Raw genomic sequence first — 18002 nt, 5'->3', positions numbered from 1 at the left:
ATGAGTATCACCAACAAAAAAATCATCTTTACGGGACCGGTGGGGGCAGGTAAAACCACTGCGATTGCGTCGATCAGTGATATTGCAATCGTCACTACAGATGAACAAGCCTCCGACATGACTAAAAGTCGTAAACCGCAAACTACAGTAGCGATGGATTACGGCTTAATTCATTTAGGTGATAAAGAGCGTGTCCATTTATATGGGACTCCTGGCCAAGAACGCTTTGACTTTATGTGGGATATTCTCACTAAAGGTGGTATTGGTCTGATCTTATTATTAGACAATACCCGCAAAGATCCCTTCCAAGATATGCGATTTTATACTAACGCCTTCCGGCAGTTCATTGAACAACAACAAATGGTTGTCGGGGTAACGCGTATGGATATTCAGCGCTCACCTAATCTATATGATTACCGCCAATGGCTAGATCAACTTTCGCTGAAAGCACCTATTTTTGAAGTCGATGCCCGCAGCCGTGCTGATATTACCGCCTTGGTACAAGCCCTTCTGTACTCACTCGACCCTGGGGTGAATGCCTGATGAGCGAATACATTCTTAATGAAAATCTCTATCTTGGCGCGACGCCTGGTGGCGTTTATTATGCCGTCCAAGATAATACGCCAGAATCAGGGCGTGATTTCATCCACAAATTGCTCCAGCATCCTCAAACACCCTTGTTTAATACAGAGGTTGCTTGTGAACTGAGCAATCTTAAAAAGAAACGTGCCCTCGAATTTGTGCATTGGTTGCAGGAAGCAGGTCTAATTATTGGTTTGGAGCATAGCGAACAAGCGCCACCAGAAACATTAGAGCGTCTTCTGCCACAACTACTTCGCAATTTGTCTGATGAAGGCAAAGCAGTTTTAGCGGAAAGTCGCGGGCTGTATTTGGGAAGTGCTGGATTTCCGCATGAAGCTGCCGAAGAACTGGCGGCTTTAAGCGCGAATCTCACCGCAGTTTATGCTCGTCATAAAGAATTGCTACAAGGTAACTTGGGCTATCGGCAACGAGCTTGGGGGTTAATTGATGCTAGTGGAAATAGCGAAGTGGGATTTTGGCCTATCTATATTGGGCAAAACCGCTTTACTCTAATCATCGGTGGCATCCCCCAACTAAACCAACCAGCCTTTAAACAGCTGGTTTGGGCCTTAGAAATGCGCTATGGCAATAGCGAGCTAGGCTCCATATAAAATTGGGCAGTTTGTGCAAAAAAAGCTCAAACTATTAAAAATTATTGCATATACTTTTAATTAATTACGAATGGAGACTCATCAATGCGCTCTGAAATGCTGCATTCTATACTCAGTGATTTAAATGGCTCGTCTGCAGATATTGAAGCATCAGCAGTCTTATCCACCGATGGTTTAATGATGGCCTCTATGCTGCCTTCTGGCATGGATGAAGATCGTGTAGGTGCTATGAGTGCGGCAATGCTCTCTCTAGGTGATCGTACTGCTGAAGAGTTAGCTCGCGGTGGACTTGAGCAAGTCCTAATTAAAGGAGGCCACGGCTACATTCTCATGACACATGCAGGCAAAGATGCTGTTGTGACAGTTTTAGCTAAACCTAATGCACGCTTAGGCTTAATTTTCTTGGATGTTAAGCGTGCGTCAGAGAGCATTGCGAAGCTTATCTAGAGGATAAGCTTTTTTACTGGATAGCTTTATCTAACTATAAACAATAAATAAAAATAGCATCCACTTCGACTTAGAGGGTCCAATGATAAGCCCATTCGTGCAGTTAATTTATCACGATGGCACTATGCGAGAAGTGCTCATCAAGAATGAAGAAATACCCTTCCCTGAAGGGAAGCTCATTGTATCACGTACCGATTTGGCAGGGATCATTACTCACTGTAATCCTTCATTTATAGAAATGTCAGGGTATCAACATGAAGAGTTAATTGGGCGACCACATCATATTCTCCGCCACCCAGATATGCCCGCCGCTGCTTTCCAAGATCTTTGGGATACCATTCAACAAGGTAAACAATGGCATGGTTATGTAAAAAATTTGCGCAAAGACGGTTGTTTCTATTGGGTCTATGCCACCGTTATTCCTAATATTCGGGATGGCAGTATCATTGGTTATACCTCCGTACGCCGTAAACCCTCCCGTGCAAAAGTGCAGGAATGTATTCAACTTTATGCACAAATGAATGAAGCAGGAGCCGCAGTATGATGCGCCCAGTGATGACCATAAGCCCTGATATTGGCCCCGATCGAATTGCGGGTTGGTATATTTTTAACACTTGGTTACAAAAGCAATGGGGTCACCCGATCCGCTTAGAGTTATTCCCTAGTTTCCAAAAGCAACGTGAAGCCATTCAACGCGATGAAATTGGGATTATTTATGCCAATCCTTTTGATGCTGCCATGCTAGTGCGTGAAAAAGGTTTCAAGGCGATTGCCGCAGCCGTTGGCAAATCCGATGAGGCAGTGATTGCAGTCAATGTAGATTCCTCCGTGAAATGTATTGAAGATTTACCAATTACTTGCCGAGCCGCTGTGACAGAAGCACCAGATGTGAATACAATAAGCTCTATTCTGTTAGAGCCTGCTGATATTACACGCCAAACCCTACAGAGCGTCATCGCAGATACTTATGTAGTGGTTGCTAAATTAGTTCTCCAAGGCAAAGTAGATGTCGGCTTTTTCTTAGCAGAAGCTTATGATGGCTTGTCTCGGGTTGTGCGTAGTCAGTTACGGGAGCTACTCCGTAGCCAAATTTACGACATTCGGCATGTTTTACTTGTAGAACCCCATTTACAAGCAGAGTATGAAACCCTGAAAACGATACTAGCTAATATGAGCTCCGATGCAAAAGGTCGCGATGCCCTACACAATTTGGGCTTCACTGATTGGGAAATCCTGCAGCAGGAAGACACGGAGTTCATGATCGATTTAATGGATACTTTGGTGACCTAAATGAATAGCTTGCTCCGTACCCCTGCCTTGACTTTAACAATCAGTTTGCTTGCCTTAAATGCGTTTAATGTAGTACAGGCCGAAGAGAAAACGATCGAAGTCAAAGCAGGTGATACTTTAAGCACTATCATCGCAGAGCACTATCCTAGCTATAAAACTAGCAAGACTTTAACCCAAGCTATCTTTGAAGCTAACCTGGCAAGCTTTAAAAATCAAAGCGTACACCAACTGATCGTTGGTAAAACCTTACGTTTGCCTGATCCAAAAACCATTGTCGATTTACAAGCACCTGAGGCTGCTCCAGAAACTATTCCTACCAATTCTAATGATAAGGAATTAGCTGATTTAAAGAGCCGACTCAAAACCTTAGAAGCAGAAAAAGAGCAATTAGCTAAGCAACTTAAAGACCTAAATTCAACTGCTACTGCAGCAACGAATCCTGTAACACCAAGTGCGGACACAGAAAAACCTGATCCAGCAATCTTGATGCAACAGTTGGATGAAATTGAAAGCGCCAATGAACAGATTTTGGCTGATAAAAATAAACTGCTTAAAGAACAGGAGGATTTAAAAAAGCAACTGCAAACGCTTGAGGCTGACAAAAAACAACTAGAAACTAAGCTCGCTAACCAAGCGACTCCTGCTGCTACCAATGAAGCAGCTAGTACTCCGGAAACCACTACAGCCGAAGCGCCAGATCCAGCGATTTTAATGCAACAATTAGATGCAATTGAAAGCGCGAATGAGCAGATCCTTGCCGACAAAAAACAATTAGAACAAGAACGAGACCAGTTAAAACAGCAACTACAAACCCTACAAGCTGGTAATAAACAGGCTGAAGCGACAGCAGCATCCCCAACTGCTGCTGCGACCACCGAGACTGCAAATGCTACCCCAGATACACCTGATCCTGCCATTTTAACGCAGCAATTAGACGAGATCGAGGCGGCGAATGAGCAACTCATTAATGCTAAAAATAAGCTCCAATCTGATTTAGAAACAGCGCAACAACAATTAAAAGAGCGTGATCAAACCATGTCGGTCTTAACAGGACAAGTTAACGAAACTAAAGAACAACTAGATAACTCTCAAAAAGAACTCTTACTCGCTAATGCAGCCCGTGCTAGTGCTGAACTAAATAAAGCGAGCCTAGAAAAACAGCGTGGCTCTTGGCTACCTTGGTTATTATCTCTCATCGCATTGCCGATAGGTTGGTTATTAGGACGAAGGAGCAAAGAAGTAACTCCACCGCTCCCTGAAGCAACGAAAACCGCTACTACTAACACACCAGTTGCTACTAGCGCTCCAACTCCTCTCGCATCTCCTGAACTCCCTAATGCAGCTGAGCTCTCACCTTTAGCACCTACTGCCACTGTTCAAGCTATAGCTGCCAATGACGATAATATGGATGCTGCTATCAAATTAGACATTGTACGTGCTTACTTAGACCTGCGCGATTCCACAGCAGCCAGTTCCTTGCTAAAGGAAGTACTGCGTGAGGGTGGTCAGCGTCAACAACAAGAAGCTCGAGAAATTCTCTCATTTTTAGGTTGAATTTATATCAGCAAGGTTGAGCCTCTCTTCTCAACCTTGTAACAAGATTGACTAATCAACAACAAGCTGCTTTATTAGACTCTTTTGCCTATCCTTAGACTAGGCAGGCTCGAAACTGGTTAGGCTTGTTCCAGCCCTCTTGATCTGTACCAACACTATTGAGTGTACTAATCTGTTACTAGAGCCTAATTTTTAATTTAACCCGATTTACCGCGGAGTTTTTATGCTTGGCAAAAATGACTATGAGCATCAAATTTATATGCGCTTATCTATTTTAGCGCTATTAATTGCTTTTAGTTTGACGGGATTAGCTTTACTTTGGAAACAATCTGCTATTGAAAATGACTTAGCCCAAAAAGCTCGAACGGCTCTAGCTGAAGCTAATTTACCTAGCGTTAATGTACATTTTCAGGGGCGTGATGGTAATATTAGCGGCATTCTGACTCAAGAAACTTCTCTAGAAGCGATTTTAGAAATTGTAAGTGGGATTCAAGGTGTGCGCACTGTAACTAACCAAGTGACCCTTGCACCAGCAATACCCGCAGTGAGCCAAACGGATCAACCTAAGCCTACCGAAATAGCACCGGGTAGTTTATATATACCCTCCAAAAAACACGCACTTGAACAATTTGATTTAAGCAAAATTGAATTCGTTCCCACTCAAGCAATATTAACCGAAGAATCTTATCCAATTCTCGATCAATTAGCCGAGCTGCTCAAACAATATCCACAAGCATTGGTAGAAATATCTGCTCATACCGACAATCAGGGGACTGCTCTCGGTCAAACAGCACTTACTCAGGCAAAAGCGGAAGCTGTGCTTCAATATCTTCTAACAAAAGGTCTTGATTTGAATCGAATTAAAGCCCAAGGTTATGGATCAACCCGCCCTGTTGCCAGCAATGAAGATGAGGCAGGACGGACTCGTAATCGGAGGGTTGAGTTGACTGTCCTTAAGGAGTAAGCATGCATGCCCTCAGTTTTCAGCTCTCAGCGTTTGGAATAGGTTTATTGTTATTAGGTTTGGGCGCGGGCTGGTGGGCTGCACAGTTCTTCCAACAACATTCGCGTACTGCTTGCTATCAAGAACTAGTCCGCTTACGTTATGCGCATCAACGTTTACAGCAAGATTTTGCTGAACTTAATCAATACGCTAGCTACTGTGTAGTTGAGAAAGAACAAGCACTCAGTGAATTACGTCATTCAACTGATTTAAAAAACTTTGAACAGCTACGTTTGCAATTAATGCATACTCGCAATCAATTAAGAGAAAGTACTACTGTATTAGCAAAACGCGAACAGCAACTACGCCGCCTCAATGATTTAGCCAAGCTACTAAAAAAACATGTACATATTCCTATTTCAGTAGCAAATCAGGCCAACTTTAATCGGGCTACCTCTCCATGCCATGAATTGAACTGCCTTGAAGGAATTGACTCAAGCAGTATTCAAAAGCTACATATGTTAGGTATTTTAAACTGTGAGCAATTAGCAGCTTGTAGCACCGAACAGTTAAAATTAATTCAGCGCCTTATTAGTGAAGAGCGTATTTTACCTTTAGCTAAATGGGTAAAAGCTGCACGCCTACTAACTCATTCTAATCAAGCCATTGCTTAGCAAATTAAATTCAGCAAACTATTAAAAACTATTTTTAGTTTTATCATTGACAGTTTCTATGGCCTTAACGATTAAATAACCCTTTTGCTGCTCTTCATTGTAAACTAAGGAAAGTATACGATTTTCTGTCTTACCAGAAAAATAAGTTTCGCGCTTTAGCTCTACAGGCTGCCACCAATCCATTGGTGGTGGATTATTCAGCCAAATAGCTTGAAGCGCTGTTTGATCCAAGTTCACTTGTTGCAGACGAGCATTCAGCACGAACTGCGCGACTGGTTCACGACTTGCTTCAAACATGAGCCAACTGGTATTCCCTTCATTGGTGCGGCGGCGGATTGCTTGCGCAGCTTTAATGTCTTCAGGCTTCACACCAAACCAATCAGCTACTGCTTGACGCGCATCAGCTGGCTTCGCCTGCTGATAATTAGACGCACTCACCGGTAAAAACCAATCGGCAATATACGGCGTAAGTGTCAAGCCCATACCGAATAAAATGACGATTCCCATTAAGATTGGAAAAAAATACTTCATCTAACTAATTCCAAATAAGTTTTGTGCATTCGTGGTGGTGATCTTGGCTATAGACTCTACAGGGCAGCCCCGCAACTGAGCCAAAGCGGCTGCAATAACCGGTAACCGTAGTGGCGTATTACGCTGTCCACGCCATAAGCTATCTGGCTGATCCGGAGCATCAGTTTCTAATAGCAACGACTCAAGAGGTACTGTTTTTAACACATGTCTAAGACGCTGTGCGCGCTCATAAGTCAAAGTTCCTCCAGCTCCCAGATAAAAACCTTGAGTAATGAATTGCTCAGCTTGTTGTAAGCTCCCCGCAAAGCTATGCACTACCCCACGTAAACCACCAATCCGCCGAATACAGCTCAAGACGGCATCCACTGAGCGCCTTGCATGTATAATCACTGGCAAATCATACCGCTTAGCCAACTTTAGTTGCATGATAAATAGCTCAGTTTGGCGCTGCACATCCAAGTCTGGTAGGAAAAAATCCAACCCACATTCACCTACAGCAATAACTTGTGAGCGATTTTCCCGAATAAAATCCCCTAACTCTGTGAGGTGTTGCTCAGTATGCTCCGCCAAATAAATCGGGTGTAAGCCATACGCTGCATGTAGCCTAACCTGATCTAGGCATAGGGTTTGAACACCTACCCAGCTTGCTTGAGTAATCGCTGGAATGATTAGATCGCTAACGCCCAAGCCTTGCATCTGGTGCAAAATTTGCAAACGGTCTGGGTCAAAGCTCTGATCATCGAAATGGCAGTGGGTATCAATTAACTGGATGATTTTCCAAGTCCTATTTTTGTTGCTATGCTAGCAGCAACCATAATGAAGAAAAATACTTTGGAGTTTTGACAAATTGCGTATTAGCTCAGTCATAATTAGTAGCCTTTCAGTTACCTTATTCTTACCACAAACCACCTATGCGGATTTGCAAGCTAACTCCAATATTAGCGCGGTTACAATCTACCCAGATAGTGCACGAATTACGCGCATGGTCACTCTTGACTTAGCAGCGGGTGAAACTAAAGTTATTTTACCAGGCTTACCCTTGCAAATGGATGCGACTTCCTTACGGGTATCCGGCTCTAGTACAACCCCAGTGAGTTTAGGCAGCGTGCAACTTGCTGAACAATTAAGTTCAGAAGCCGTGCAAGCCAAAGAACACCAATTAGAAGAAGAAATTCGGCGCTGGCAAGAAAAACGCCAAGAAGTAGCCGATGCTAAAACTCGTGCTGGGCAACAACTGGCCTTTATTCGTGCAACCGGTATGCAACAGCCTAACAAAGATACTCCAGCGCAAGGCACAACCGCCCTACCCTTAACACAATGGCAACAAGCTTGGCAGACCTTGGAAACCGCAACCGCCGAAGCACAAACCAAAGTACGTACCGCGGATAAAACTTTGCAAGAATTTGATCGTGGTTTAGCGCAACTGCAAGCACAGTTAGAGCAAATTGCGACGGGTGAAACCAGTAATCGCACAGCTAGCTTATATGTTAAAGCCGCACAAGCTAGCAATCTAACCCTCAGCTTAAGCTATCAAATTCCAGCCGCTCATTGGTCTCCCGTCTATGAAGCTGAATTAGACAGCAGCACAGGTAAACTTCAATTTAAAACTCAAGCAGCAATTCAACAAAACACGGGTGAAGATTGGTCGAATGTAAAAGTGAATCTGTCTACTCTACGGCCAACCGCTAGTGCGAGCCTACCTGAGCTAAATAGTTGGGTTATTTCTTTGTATGAGCAACCGGTAGTGTCCGAGGCTGCTGCAGATACGCTGCGCATGGCAGCAGCTAATGAAGCAATGCCTGCACCACAAGCAGCACCTATGCCAACAACGCTGGCTAAAGAGCGTCCCGCTATGAAGATGCTTGAAGAAAATAGTGCTTTAGTAAACAGTCGATATAACGTTGAATACCAAGTGCCTGGTGCTTTAACACTAACTTCAGGCAGTGATACACGCCGTGTGACTTTAGAAAGCCAAACCTTGGACGCAAAACTGCAATTAAGTAGCGCCCCACGTCTAGACCCAAGAGCTATTTTAACGACAGAAGCGGCCTATCAAGGTCAAGCTCCACTCATTCCGGGTACAGTCGCCTTATATCGTGATGGCAATTTCATTGGCAATTCACAACTAGCTGAACTAAAAACTGGGGAACTCATGAAATTAGCTTTTGGCGAAGATGATCGGGTAAAAATTCGCTTTCAGCCTATACCAGAAAAAACGACTCAACCTGGCCTCTTAAGCAGTCGCAAGCGCTTAGATTATAGCTACCAAGTCACCATCCAAAATGAACATACGGAAGCCCGCAGCGTCAAAATGTACGATATGCTTCCAGTACCCAATAACTCAGATATTAGTGTGACACCTACTGGTGATATTCCAAGCGCCAAAGACGTTGATAATAAAAAAGGTGTGAATACTTGGGTGCGTGAGCTAGCGGCAGGTGCTAAGGTAGAGCTTAACTATGGTTATAGCATTAGCTATCCACAAGATCAGTCTTTATCTGGGCTTTAAATCAATGGCTGAAACAACTCCACTGCGTATTTGGCAGCTTAGTGACACACACTGCTATGCTGACGATGCTTCTCGCTTAATTTGGTCACCGCTACCTGTTTACCCGAATCAAGCACTGATGCGGGTTTTAAGCTATCTAGGGCAACAGCCACCTTGTGATGCCTTAGTATTGAGTGGTGATCTAGCACAGGAAGAAGTCGCGGCAACTTATCAGCGTATTAACCGCTTGTTAGATAATTTTCCAGCCCCTATTTATGTCTTACCCGGGAATCATGATCATCCTGAGCTGATGCAAGCAGAGCTAAGTAGCTCACATATCCATCTAGTACCACAGGCACAATTAGGGGATTGGCATTTACTATTTTTGGATAGCAGTCGCCCCTTGCACGGAGAAGGCTATTTAACGACAGAAAAGCTAGATACTTTACTCAATACACTTAGTCAGATTCCAACTGAAGAATATGTTGTAGTCTTTCTACACCATCACCCACTACCGATTGGCAGTGCTTGGATGGATAAGATGGGTTTACAGCAGCCAGAGCAGCTTTGGGCGATTTTAACAAACTTTCCTCAGGTGAAGGCTGTAGCTTTCGGCCATATTCATACTGAATTTGTAGGCGCAGTCACGAATCGACAAGGCCAAACCATCGCCGTGTATGGTACACCGGCAACTTGTGTGCAACTGACACATGATGAAACATGTTTAGGGTTTAAACACGCCAATCCGGGTTGGCGTGAGTTAGAATTACATGCGGATGGAAAAATCACCACTCAAGTACATTATTTGGAAGCCTAAGCTTTAGGTTTAAGTAAATAAATACCTTCATATAACTCTTTAGCTCCCTTAGCGATAATGCCATGTTGAGTCTGGCTAATGTCGACACGCGCTAAGGGTTCAATATGATACTGAGTTGCATAATACTGCTCGACTTCTATTGGGGTCACCGAGAAGGGCGGCCCACCCGTGACGGTTTGATCATATTCTAACGTGATTAACAGACTGGGTTTATCAGCTGCAATCTGCTGGAGATGGGCTGCATATTGCTCACGCATATCGGGAGGCAAGGCAATCAAGGCAGCGCGATCATAAATAGCACGACACTCAGCTAAATCCTTAACCGTCAGTTGAAAGAAATCACCCAGCAGAATTTTTAAACCCTCTACTTCCCATAATTCAAACGAACCCTGTTGAGTAATTTGTGGCTCTAATCCATTCTCTGCAAAAAAATCCTTTACCGCAATCGGGCTTAACTCAATCCCTAAAACAGCATACCCTTGTGCTCGCAACCAAAGCATATCAATACTTTTGCCGCATAAAGGTACAAATACGGTGCTACCAGCGGCTAGTTGTAGGCGGGGCCAATAAGTTTGTAGATAAGGATTAATCTCGTCTTGGTGAAAACCAATTTGGTTTTGCTGCCAACGTTCATGCCAAAATCGGGCGCGCATTTTGAAGCTCGCTATGCAGTTGAAAGGCTTGCAGTATAATAGAAAATTTTCTCGACTTAGAGTTTCCCAATTGAATTCAAGTTATTTTGCAGCCTGGTTACAGCAGCTTAGTCAGTTACCGGGTATTTTTATGACTGGCACGGATACAGGGGTAGGTAAAACTTGGATCGGTACACGGCTCTTACAACATTTGCGACAACTTGGAATACAAGTTACACCACGCAAACCAGTGGAATCGGGTTGGTCAACTGAGCAAATTACTGACAGTGATACGTGGAAATTAGCTTTAGCGGCTAGCGGGTTTCAGCCGTTAAACCAAATCTGCCCTAACCGCTTGCTAGCACCCTTATCGCCCCCACGAGCTGCACAATTAGAAGGTAAGCAATTAAAGATTCAGCAACTGGCTCAGCAATGCCGTGAGCATTATCAACCACCAAACTTTCTCTATGTAGAAGGTGCTGGGGGCTTTTACTCGCCTGTCGCAAGTGATGGTTTAAATGCCGATTTAGCGGCTGCTTTAAAGCTACCAATTTTATTAGTGAGTGAAGATCGAGTGGGATGCCTTAATCATATTTTGCTTACAGTCGAAGCCATTCGAACCCGCCAGTTAAGTCTAGCAGGGATTATTCTCAATCCGATTCATCCAGCGCCAGCAGGTATGGACAACCAGCAAGACTTACGAGCCTTGCTAGAGGTGCCGATTATTCGGTGGAGCTAGTTTTTTTAAGTGTCGATAGAGCCAGTAATTTTATTTTTCGTCGATTCCAACACTTTTTCATAGACACTGGGTTCAGTTGGCTTATTTTTATCAGGTGCAAAGCTGCCATTACCGAAGCTAATTTGCCATTCGAGGTTATTACGTGAAGTGGCATATTCCAAGGCATGGGCTTTAGTGATTTTCTGATCACGCAATAAACGGAATAAAGACTGATCAAAGCTCAACATACCATCAGAAGTGCCTTTCTCAATAATCTCTGGTAAATCATTGAAATGTCCCTTACGGATCAACTCGGACACATAAGGTGTATTCACTAACACCTCAGCGGCTAAGTGAATACCCTCACCGCTTGATGCTGGAATCAAACGTTGGGCTACAATCGCCCGTAAGTTCAGAGACAAGTCCATAAGTACTCGATTTTTATCTTCGCTACCAAATAAATACAAAATCCGCTCAAGTGCTTGCACAACATTAATTGCGTGCAAAGTAGATAGCACTAAATGGCCAGTATCCGCAAAGCCTAGGACTGCTCCCATAGTTGAAGCATCACGTGCTTCCCCGACCATAATCATATCGGGTGCTTCGCGCATGGCTTCGCGCATCGCATTCGCATAACTTAAAGTATCAAAGCCGACTTCGCGTTGACCAATAATTGATTGACCATGCCGAAAAGTGTATTCAATAGGATCTTCAATCGTCAGAATATGCCCGCAATGACGTTCATTTCGGTACTGAATCAAGGAGGCCATCGAGGTCGATTTACCAGAACCCGTTGAGCCTACGAACAAGATCAAACCATCGCGGCGCATCACCAGCTCTTTTAACACTTCTGGTAGATTTAAATCGTCGGGATTAGCAATATTGCTGCGAATATGCCGCACCACCATCGAAACTTCGCCACGTTGGAAGTATAAATTCATCCGGAAGCGGCCAATCCCCTTTAAAGCAATCCCTTTATTAAACTCACGAGCCGTATAAAAAGTTTCCATTTCACTGGAAGTTAGAACCTCTTCGGCAAGCTGGCGAATATTGCCGGGCTTCATGGGTTCTTTGCTGATTTTGCGTAAAGAACCACGCACTTTAACCGAAGCATGTGCGCCAGTAGTTAAGTAAATATCTGAAGCCTGCTGTTTAACCATCATGTGTAATAATGGTGATAGGCGCATATCCTCTTCGATTAGATTAGCCATCATTTACCTTCTTACATTATTCGCTACAGGTTCTATTTCCAGATGATCCGTTCCTCGGAAGAAATCGTTCTCTTTAGAGAAACGACTTTCCAATTTCAGACGCAGCCGCAGATCATTCACTGAATCCGCATTACGTAAACCTTCTTGTACAGTAATTTTTCGGGTTTCAATTAAGTCAAATAGTGCTTGGTCAAAAGTACACATGCCGTATTCACGAGACTTTGAGGCCAAAGTTTTCATCCCCGAGACATCGCCTTTCAGGATTAAATCGGCCATCAAGGGTGTATTAATAATGACTTCAACCGCAGGGACTCGTGTTTTTTCATCTACTGAACGGACTAAACGCTGGGAAATAACGGATTTAAGATTGAGCGATAAATCCATCAATAACTGTGGATGACGCTCTTCAGAGAAGAAGTTAAGAATCCGTTCAATCGCTTGGTTAGCGCTATTCGCGTGTAAGGTGGTCAAGCATAAATGCCCGGTTTCAGCATAGGCAATTGCATACTCCATCGTTTCTTTATCACGCACCTCGCCCATTAGAATGACATCAGGCGCTTGTCGTAGAGTATTTTTCAGTGCAATTTCATAGCTAGTGGTATCTAAGCCCACTTCGCGCTGGGTCAGTAAACAGCCTTTATGCTGATGAATAAACTCAATGGGATCCTCGATTGTGACAATATGCCCCCGCGAATTTTCATTCCGATAGTCAAGCATAGCCGCTAAGGATGTGGACTTACCTGAACCTGTTGCCCCAACGAAGATAATTAGGCCGCGTTTAGTTAAGGAAAGATCACGCAAAATCGGTGGTAAATCTAAATCCTCAAACCTGGGAATTTTAGTAGGAATGTGCCGCAACACCATCCCAGAGCAACCACGTTGGGTAAAAGCATTCACACGGAAACGTGCTGTGCCTGGTAAGCTAATCGAGAAATTGCACTCCATTTGCGATTCAAATTGTTGTAGCTGGTAGTCATTCATAATGGAACGCACTAACATACGTGCATTCATTTCTGTCAGAATATTCTGGGTAAGCGGCATCATTTCCCCATTCACTTTTACTGAAGGGGCGGCATCCGCGGTAATAAATAAATCTGAACTGCCTTTTTCGAGCATGCCGCGCAGTAGTTTCTGCACGTAACCCATTGCATTATCGCGATCCACGAGCGTTACTCCTTCTAATCATTCATACCTGTGCACTTAAATGGCATCAGGGTTATCCGCTTTACGACGTGCTGTTTCTTTATCAATAATGCCTTTCATCACTAAGGCTTGGAGTGACTGATCAAGAGTTTGCATGCCATCACCTTGACCGGTTTGCATCGCTGAGCGCATTTGAGCAATTTTGTTTTCACGGATTAAGTTACGAATTGCCCGAGTTCCGATCAAAATCTCATGGGCTGCAACCCGTCCACCATTCCGTTTACGCAGTAAGGTTTGGGAAATAACCGCTTGCAAGGACTCGGAAAGCATCGAGCGCACCATTTCTTTTTCCGCAGCAGGGAAAACGTCCACAATACGGTCGATGGTTTTAGGTGCGCTGGTAGTATGCAAAGTACCGAACACTAAGTGACCCGTTTCAGCCGCAGTCAAAGCTAAGCGAATGGTCTCAAGGTCACGCATCTCCCCAACTAGAATCGTGTCCGGGTCTTCACGTAGCGCTGAGCGTAAGGCCGCCTCGAAGTTTCGGGTATCGCGATGCACTTCACGTTGGTTGACTAAGCTTTTCTTGCTTTGATGGACGAATTCGATTGGGTCTTCGATGGTGAGAATATGACCGTATTCACTGTCATTTTTATAATCAATCATGGCCGCTAAGGTGGTAGATTTCCCCGAACCAGTAGGCCCTGTGACTAAGACTAAACCCCGTGGATTATCGGCAATCTTCTTAAAACTAGTGGGTGCATTCAACTGCTCTAAGGTAAGAACTTTACTTGGAATCGTCCGGAATACTGCGCCTGCTCCACGACCCTGATTAAAAGCATTAACCCGGAAGCGCGCAATCCCAGGAATTTCAAAGGAGAAGTCACACTCCCAAAATTCTTCATAGGCTTTGCGCTGATTATCATTCATGATGTCATACACCATGCTATGAACTTGTTTATGCTCTAGCACCGGTAAGCTGATGCGACGCATTTCGCCATCAACCCGGATCATAGGGGGTAAACCTGCTGACAAGTGCAAGTCAGAGGCATTATTCTTCACACCAAAGGCTAAGAGCTGAGTAATATCCATCGTTACTAAGTTTTTTATAATTTTTAGGATTTAATCAAAGTTAACACAAAGCATGACCATTAAAGACAATCTTCTGATAATCGGAGAACGCATTCGTGCGGCTGAAGCTAAGTATGGCCGCCCTGCAGGGAGCGTTAAATTATTAGCGGTGAGCAAGCATCAAGATTTAGTTGCTTTGCAGGAAGCTTTACAAGCAGAACAATGGGCTTTGGGTGAAAATTACGCACAAGAAATGGCTGAAAAAGCTAGCTACTTAACAGCTTACCCCGTTGAGTGGCATTTTATTGGCCCGATTCAATCTAATAAAACTCGACAGATTGCAGAGCTAGCAACTTGGGTTCATTCCGTCGATCGTCTAAAAATCGCGGAACGGTTGAGTGCACAAAACTCTCAACCTGATCAAGCTATTCAGATTTGTTTACAAGTCAATATCAGTGCTGAAGACAGCAAATCTGGTGTTCAAGGAGAGCAAGTTTTTGAATTAGCAAGAGCGGTGCAGAAACTACCGAACCTGCATTTACGGGGATTGATGGCTATTCCGGCACCCGAGGAGGATTTTGCTAAACAGCGCCAAGCCTTTGCGGCGGTGCGCTGTTTATTAGAAGAGCTAAATCGTGATGGCTTTCAGCTCGATACCTTATCGATGGGTATGACGAATGACTTAGAAGCGGCTATTGCTGAGGGTGCTACTATCGTCCGTATTGGTACTGCTATCTTTGGCGCTAGAACTGTCAGCACGGCGAGTATTCGTTCTTGAGGCTAAAGAATTACGCATCATCGTAAAATTCACTGCTTCGGTATTACCTAAGATTGCGTCTTGCGCATCATGTAAGACTGCAAACACACTATGCTCGCCACGATCAATGCCAGTGACATCAATAGTATCATTGGTAGTTTCACCTACTTGGCGACCATCTACATAAACAACAATGCCATGTCCTTTTTTCAAAGCAGGCTGCAGGTCAATTTTGATTTTTACATCACCGCCATTAGAACGTACAACCTCATCACTACCTGGTACTAAAATGCTGAAATTTTCATAACCCGTAGCAGCAGCTGGTTCATCGGTAGTTTTTAAAACTTGTCTAGTATTAGTGGTCTGATTGGCTGTAGCCTCTGCAACTGGGGCTTGATTGGATGCGGCCTGTGCTTCAACCGGTTTTGGTTTACCTTTAAAGCTTTCTGCTACAGTTAAAACTGGTAAATCAACTGCTTGGATGGAACGTGCATTTTCCGGTGGCTCATCACCATAAACTTGCTTACCATTTGCATCGGTCCAACGATAGATTTCAGCTGAAGCTGAAGTCATAACACATAACAGACTAAGAATGACTAGGGTTCGCACGATTGACACTTCGCGTAGGGGTTACATGAAGTCTCATTCTAGGGAGAGCTAATTCGCTTGTATAAATAGATCAGATGAATGGATATGAAATGATTATAAGCTCCTCACCTAAGGATGAGGAGCTAGGTAGATCTTAAAAGGCTTCCGCGTTAAAACTCATTAAACTGCCACAACCTGACATAATGATGCTCATTAAAGCTCCCGTTTGTGGCAATAGTCGCTCATAATAAAACCGCGCTGTATCCAGTTTAGCTTGATAGAACAAAGCTTCATCACCTGCACGCTTTTCTAAAGCAATCTCAATGGCACGTAGCCAAAGATAAGCTAAAGTCACTAATGCAAATAAGCGTAGATAATCCGTCGCAGCCCCACCCCCCTCTTCAGGATTAGACAAGCCTTTTTCTGCTAACCAGCCAGTGACGGTTTGCAAACGTCCAAACGCTTTGGCTAGGCCTTGCACAAACGGCTGAATTTCAGGGCGACTATCAGCTTGCTTATCGCTTAAATAGTGGCTTACTTCATGGAAGAAAGGCCGTAAATTGCGCCCAAGATGGGCTGGCATTTTCCGCCCTACTAAATCGAGGGCTTGCACGCCATTCGTACCTTCATAGATTTGCGAAATCCGTGCATCGCGCACGAATTGCTCCATCCCCCATTCACGAATAAAGCCATGACCGCCATAAACCTGCATCCCTAGATTGGCAATCTCTGAGCCGCAATCAGTCATAAAGGCTTTTACAATCGGCGTCATTAGCGCGACAAAGTCTTCAGCTGTTTGCTTTTGTACGGGATCGGTCGCATGCAAAGAAATATCCAATTGCCGTGCCATCCAGACCGCTAACATCCGATTGCCTTCGGTATAAGCACGCATGGTCAACAGCATACGACGAATATCAGGATGCACTACTAAGGGGTCAGCTGGTTTATCCGGTTGCGTAGCGCCTTTTAAAGAACGGCCTTGTAAGCGTTCTTTGGCATAAGTCACTGCATTTTGATAGGCGACTTCAGAGATCCCTAAACCTTGCATCCCTACACCGAGGCGAGCAGCATTCATCATCACAAACATGGCTTGCATGCCTTTATGGGGCGAACCAACCAAATAGCCAGTTGCCGCATCAAAGTTCATGACACAAGTCGAGGAAGCTTTAATCCCCATCTTATGCTCAATCGCACCGCAAACCGCGGCATTGCGCTCACCTAAAGACCCATCCGCATTGACGAGAAACTTGGGCACTAAGAATAGACTGATACCTTTGATACCAGCAGGTGCATCTGGTAAACGTGCTAACACCAAATGCACAATATTTTCGGTTAAATCATGCTCACCGGAAGTGATAAAAATCTTAGTGCCTGTAATACGATAGCTACCCTCTACTTGAGGCTCTGCTTTAGTGCGTAGCAAACCCAAATCTGTTCCACAATGCGGCTCAGTGAGACACATCGTCCCACTCCACACACCCTCAACCATTTTCGGCAAGTAGATTGCTTTCATCTCGTCTGTGCCGTAATGCTCAATCGCATTGTAAGCCCCATGTGTCAAACCAGGGTACATACCGAAGGACATATTGGTTGCGCAGATAATCTCTTCAACCATTGTGCCCACGGTATTCGGTAAGCCTTGCCCACCATAATTTGGACTAGTCGTTAAGGCTCCCCAACCATTTTCACAATAAGCTTGATAGGCCTCTTTAAAACCTTTAGGGGTCGTCACTGTGCCATTATCAAAATGACAACCCTCTTCATCTCCGGAGCGATTGAGAGGTTGGAGCACGCTTTCACAGAATTTTCCTGCTTCTGCAAGAATAGTTTCCACTAGCTCATTATTCACTTCCTCAAAACCGGGTAATGCTTGAATATCCGCTGGATTAAACAGCTCACTGTAAGCAAAACGCATATCGCGTAAAGGTGTTTGATAAGTCGGCAT

The 18002-nt window shown here is 44.2% G+C and carries 20 protein-coding genes; 12 read left to right on the top strand and 8 right to left on the bottom strand.

Features of this window, described 5'->3' with window-relative positions:
* The 8 genes from Q0230_RS03210 to Q0230_RS03175 all read left to right on the top strand — a co-directional run bounded on the left by Q0230_RS03210 (position 1) and on the right by Q0230_RS03175 (position 6101).
* Positions 1 to 543, top strand: coding sequence for an ATP/GTP-binding protein (locus Q0230_RS03210; protein WP_298608097.1), 543 nt, complete (start codon positions 1 to 3; stop codon positions 541 to 543).
* Complete coding sequence (locus tag Q0230_RS03205; protein WP_298608095.1) at positions 543 to 1193, top strand: hypothetical protein; 651 nt, start codon at positions 543 to 545, stop codon at positions 1191 to 1193. Before Q0230_RS03210 ends, Q0230_RS03205 begins: the two co-directional genes overlap by 1 nt.
* 84 nt (positions 1194 to 1277) lie before the next feature.
* Complete coding sequence (locus Q0230_RS03200; protein WP_298608093.1) at positions 1278 to 1640, top strand: roadblock/LC7 domain-containing protein; 363 nt, start codon at positions 1278 to 1280, stop codon at positions 1638 to 1640.
* Between the two features lie 82 nt (positions 1641 to 1722).
* Positions 1723 to 2184, top strand: coding sequence for a PAS domain-containing protein (locus Q0230_RS03195; RefSeq protein WP_298608091.1), 462 nt, complete (start codon positions 1723 to 1725; stop codon positions 2182 to 2184).
* Positions 2181 to 2930 (top strand): PhnD/SsuA/transferrin family substrate-binding protein, encoded by a 750-nt coding sequence (locus tag Q0230_RS03190; protein WP_298608089.1) that lies wholly within the window; start codon positions 2181 to 2183, stop codon positions 2928 to 2930. Before Q0230_RS03195 ends, Q0230_RS03190 begins: the two co-directional genes overlap by 4 nt.
* Positions 2931 to 4484, top strand: coding sequence for a FimV/HubP family polar landmark protein (locus tag Q0230_RS03185; RefSeq protein WP_298608087.1), 1554 nt, complete (start codon positions 2931 to 2933; stop codon positions 4482 to 4484). It abuts the gene before it with no gap.
* Positions 4485 to 4707: 223 nt separating this feature from the next.
* Positions 4708 to 5448, top strand: a complete 741-nt coding sequence (locus tag Q0230_RS03180; RefSeq protein WP_298608085.1) for an OmpA family protein — start codon at positions 4708 to 4710, stop codon at positions 5446 to 5448.
* 2 nt (positions 5449 to 5450) lie between these two features.
* Positions 5451 to 6101, top strand: coding sequence for a hypothetical protein (locus Q0230_RS03175; RefSeq protein ID WP_298608083.1), 651 nt, complete (start codon positions 5451 to 5453; stop codon positions 6099 to 6101).
* Positions 6102 to 6122: 21 nt separating this feature from the next.
* Here Q0230_RS03175 and Q0230_RS03170 read toward each other — a convergent pair whose 3' ends face one another.
* Both Q0230_RS03170 and Q0230_RS03165 read right to left on the bottom strand, forming a co-directional pair.
* Positions 6123 to 6632, bottom strand: coding sequence for a hypothetical protein (locus tag Q0230_RS03170; RefSeq protein WP_298608081.1), 510 nt, complete (start codon positions 6630 to 6632; stop codon positions 6123 to 6125).
* On the bottom strand, positions 6633 to 7394 hold the full coding sequence (locus tag Q0230_RS03165; RefSeq protein WP_298608220.1) for a TatD family hydrolase: 762 nt from the start codon (positions 7392 to 7394) through the stop codon (positions 6633 to 6635).
* An 85-nt stretch (positions 7395 to 7479) separates the two neighbouring features.
* Between Q0230_RS03165 and Q0230_RS03160 the strand changes: the two genes are divergently transcribed.
* Positions 7480 to 9141, top strand: a complete 1662-nt coding sequence (locus Q0230_RS03160; RefSeq protein WP_298608079.1) for a mucoidy inhibitor MuiA family protein — start codon at positions 7480 to 7482, stop codon at positions 9139 to 9141.
* Positions 9142 to 9145: 4 nt separating this feature from the next.
* Entirely contained in the window at positions 9146 to 9937 is a 792-nt protein-coding gene (locus Q0230_RS03155; protein WP_298608077.1) for a metallophosphoesterase, read from the top strand.
* Here Q0230_RS03155 and Q0230_RS03150 read toward each other — a convergent pair.
* The gene (locus Q0230_RS03150) at positions 9934 to 10590 is read right to left on the bottom strand and encodes a thiopurine S-methyltransferase (RefSeq protein WP_298608075.1); all 657 of its coding nucleotides are present in this window, start codon (positions 10588 to 10590) and stop codon (positions 9934 to 9936) included. The two genes, Q0230_RS03155 and Q0230_RS03150, sit on opposite strands and share 4 nt — an antisense overlap.
* 70 nt (positions 10591 to 10660) lie before the next feature.
* Here Q0230_RS03150 and bioD point away from each other — a divergent pair, with 70 nt between their 5' ends.
* Complete coding sequence (gene bioD / locus Q0230_RS03145; RefSeq protein WP_298608073.1) at positions 10661 to 11308, top strand: dethiobiotin synthase; 648 nt, start codon at positions 10661 to 10663, stop codon at positions 11306 to 11308.
* A 5-nt stretch (positions 11309 to 11313) separates the two neighbouring features.
* On the opposite strand, the gene Q0230_RS03140 is transcribed toward bioD, so the two are convergent.
* Genes Q0230_RS03140 through Q0230_RS03130 form a run of 3 tightly spaced genes read right to left on the bottom strand, consistent with a single transcriptional unit; the run spans position 11314 to position 14733 of the window.
* Complete coding sequence (locus Q0230_RS03140) at positions 11314 to 12501, bottom strand: PilT/PilU family type 4a pilus ATPase (RefSeq protein ID WP_298608071.1); 1188 nt, start codon at positions 12499 to 12501, stop codon at positions 11314 to 11316.
* Positions 12502 to 13662: a PilT/PilU family type 4a pilus ATPase gene (locus Q0230_RS03135; RefSeq protein ID WP_298608069.1), complete on the bottom strand. Its 1161-nt coding sequence runs from the start codon at positions 13660 to 13662 to the stop codon at positions 12502 to 12504. It abuts the gene before it with no gap.
* A gap of 36 nt (positions 13663 to 13698) precedes the next feature.
* Positions 13699 to 14733 (bottom strand): type IV pilus twitching motility protein PilT, encoded by a 1035-nt coding sequence (locus tag Q0230_RS03130; RefSeq protein WP_298608067.1) that lies wholly within the window; start codon positions 14731 to 14733, stop codon positions 13699 to 13701.
* A 52-nt stretch (positions 14734 to 14785) separates the two neighbouring features.
* On the opposite strand from Q0230_RS03130, the gene Q0230_RS03125 reads away from it, so the two are divergent.
* Complete coding sequence (locus Q0230_RS03125) at positions 14786 to 15490, top strand: YggS family pyridoxal phosphate-dependent enzyme (protein ID WP_298608065.1); 705 nt, start codon at positions 14786 to 14788, stop codon at positions 15488 to 15490.
* Here Q0230_RS03125 and Q0230_RS03120 read toward each other — a convergent pair.
* Entirely contained in the window at positions 15395 to 16078 is a 684-nt protein-coding gene (locus Q0230_RS03120) for a DUF4124 domain-containing protein (protein ID WP_298608063.1), read from the bottom strand. The genes Q0230_RS03125 and Q0230_RS03120 overlap by 96 nt on opposite strands.
* Positions 16079 to 16211: 133 nt before the next feature.
* On the bottom strand, positions 16212 to 18002 hold the full coding sequence (locus tag Q0230_RS03115) for an acyl-CoA dehydrogenase C-terminal domain-containing protein (protein ID WP_298608061.1): 1791 nt from the start codon (positions 18000 to 18002) through the stop codon (positions 16212 to 16214).

The organism is uncultured Thiothrix sp. (genome assembly GCF_937876535.1).
Lineage (GTDB): Bacteria > Pseudomonadota > Gammaproteobacteria > Thiotrichales > Thiotrichaceae > Thiolinea.
The sequence above is the reverse complement of the archived record's forward strand: the minus strand, read 5'-3'. Positions and strand labels throughout refer to the sequence as shown.